The organism is Microbulbifer okhotskensis, assembly GCF_023895975.1.
In the GTDB taxonomy this organism is placed as follows: Bacteria; Pseudomonadota; Gammaproteobacteria; order Pseudomonadales; family Cellvibrionaceae; genus Microbulbifer; species Microbulbifer okhotskensis.
In genome coordinates, this window is the sequence record NZ_JALBWM010000268.1 from 1 (window position 1) to 1,742 (window position 1,742).

Below are 1,742 nucleotides of genomic sequence, written 5' to 3' on the forward strand. Positions count from 1 at the left end.
ATCTGGCCGTGGTTCCTACCTATTTCGCCCCCTAAAACTGTCCGAAGTATTGCTGTAAAGGAAGCAGAAGAATTACCGGTGAAAAATACCAGCGCTTCCCCCGCGCTGAAAGCATCTCTCAATATGTTGATGATGGTTGTCAAGATGCTTTCGGATCGTCTAGGGTTAAATAGTCTCAATAGCAGTAAACCGCCTGCTAGCGATCTCAACCGAAAGAAAAGGTTGCGATCAAAAAAATAGTAGATCTCGTGGTGGTCAGCCCGGACATTCGGGTAAAAACCTTGAGTAGGTAAAAGAACCCAGTGGGAAATTGAAACCTATTTTCGAGTAGTGAAAAGCGGGTGTCAGATAGAAAGGAATCGCTTCAGAACTGATCGGAGAATGTTGAATTGTCTTGCGATCTATATGACTATTGGATGATGACTACATTCGATGACTACATGCGCAAGAAGGCATCCTGATACCCTGTGTACGAATGCCTATTCTGAAAAAGAGTGGCGAATTATATGGATGATGCGAGATAACCCGCATGCTGACAGATCTAGGAGGTTTTCTGGGGCGCAAAGGGGATAGTGAGCTAGGGGTTAAAACCGTTTGGCAGGGATACACCAAGCTGATCCACCATATTGAGGCTGCGGAAGCTCTAAATGGGCTTAAATAATGTGTATAAAACACAGGCGCGGCGTTAGGAGTAAAATTATGTATCCATTTGTTCCGACAAAGGCATCTCAAATCCAAGATGGCGATTTCTTTTATATTCCTTTAAGCAATGGAAACTTTGCCTGTGGCCGTTTACTTTTAATTGAAAAGAAAAGTGGCAGGAAAACTAAACGTATTCTAGTTGGTTTGCATGAATGGTCGGGAGAAAAACATCCCACAAACGAAGATATCCATCAATGTAAAATTATTGAGCAGGGCGTTATGCATATTAACTCAATTGGTCACATCGAAGGCAAGGTTGTTGGTTACAAGTCACTTGATGAAGATGATTTAAAACCACTTTTACAATTTGAGGCTGGTTACCTATTAAATGGCTTTGAAAATATGGGGAAACTACCTGTAGAGGACTACAAAAAATATAGTCGTCGGACTATATATGGTTTAAATGTAATTAGCTTGTTAGCGGATAAACATTTTGTTGAAAACTCATAACAAGCACTGGCAAAACGGCGCCACTTCATGGTGCCTGATCTCCCTATCGGCCTCCACAGATACGGCCGCCAAGGAGATAGATTTACAGCTGATAGGTGAGGAGGTGTGCAACATCATTCGGGGAGCGAAAAGGAAGAGGGAGTAGGGTGTAAACCTGAGTTTAAAGCTGTGCGCTCTGAGCGCACAGGTTACTTACCTTCGCTAGGTTGGCTGTAATGAACTGTGAGTACATACAATACTTCACTAAAGCACATGAATCTATCCCCACTCTACTGCTGCGGCTTTCCCCCCCAGCAGAGGACCACAAAGAGCAGCCCCTCAGCCTCGATGAGCAACTAATCACCAATCACCCGGCCGGCCCCGTGCCAATGGCGACTCGATGCAAAGGGTAGGCATCTTTGACCGCGACATTCTCATTGTCGATCGCTCCATGACACCCGTGAGCGGTGGTGTAGTTGTGGGCGCCTTGGATGGCCAGCTCACTTGTAAGATCCTGGACCTTAGCGGGAGCGACTACTGTCAGCTAATGGTAGGTAGAGTTATTGTCAATTCTGGTGTTCAACAGGCCTGATCAAGCAGCGCTCTGGTCG

The 1,742-nt window shown here is 45.4% G+C and carries 4 protein-coding genes; all 4 read left to right on the forward strand.

Annotated elements, in window-relative coordinates:
- The coding region (locus MO867_RS21930; RefSeq protein ID WP_252473122.1) for a DUF6444 domain-containing protein at nucleotides 1-240 on the forward strand (240 nt) is incomplete at its 5' end.
- 289 nt (nucleotides 241-529) lie between these two features.
- Nucleotides 530-661 (forward strand): IS4 family transposase, encoded by a 132-nt coding sequence (locus MO867_RS21935; RefSeq protein WP_252473125.1) that lies wholly within the window; start codon nucleotides 530-532, stop codon nucleotides 659-661.
- A 38-nt stretch (nucleotides 662-699) separates the two neighbouring features.
- On the forward strand, nucleotides 700-1,152 hold the full coding sequence (locus tag MO867_RS21940; RefSeq protein WP_252473128.1) for an Imm26 family immunity protein: 453 nt from the start codon (nucleotides 700-702) through the stop codon (nucleotides 1,150-1,152).
- A 379-nt stretch (nucleotides 1,153-1,531) separates the two neighbouring features.
- Entirely contained in the window at nucleotides 1,532-1,723 is a 192-nt protein-coding gene (locus tag MO867_RS21945) for a S24 family peptidase (protein ID WP_252473131.1), read from the forward strand.
- Nucleotides 1,724-1,742: the final 19 nt, after the last annotated feature.

Bases quoted from the DNA above. Each gene is read 5' to 3' on its own strand.
- MO867_RS21935 (WP_252473125.1), top strand. From the start codon at position 530: ATGCTGACAGATCTAGGAGGTTTTCTGGGGCGCAAAGGGGATAGTGAG.
- MO867_RS21945 (WP_252473131.1), top strand. From the start codon at position 1,532: ATGCAAAGGGTAGGCATCTTTGACCGCGACATTCTCATTGTCGATCGC.
- MO867_RS21940 (WP_252473128.1), top strand. From the start codon at position 700: ATGTATCCATTTGTTCCGACAAAGGCATCTCAAATCCAAGATGGCGAT.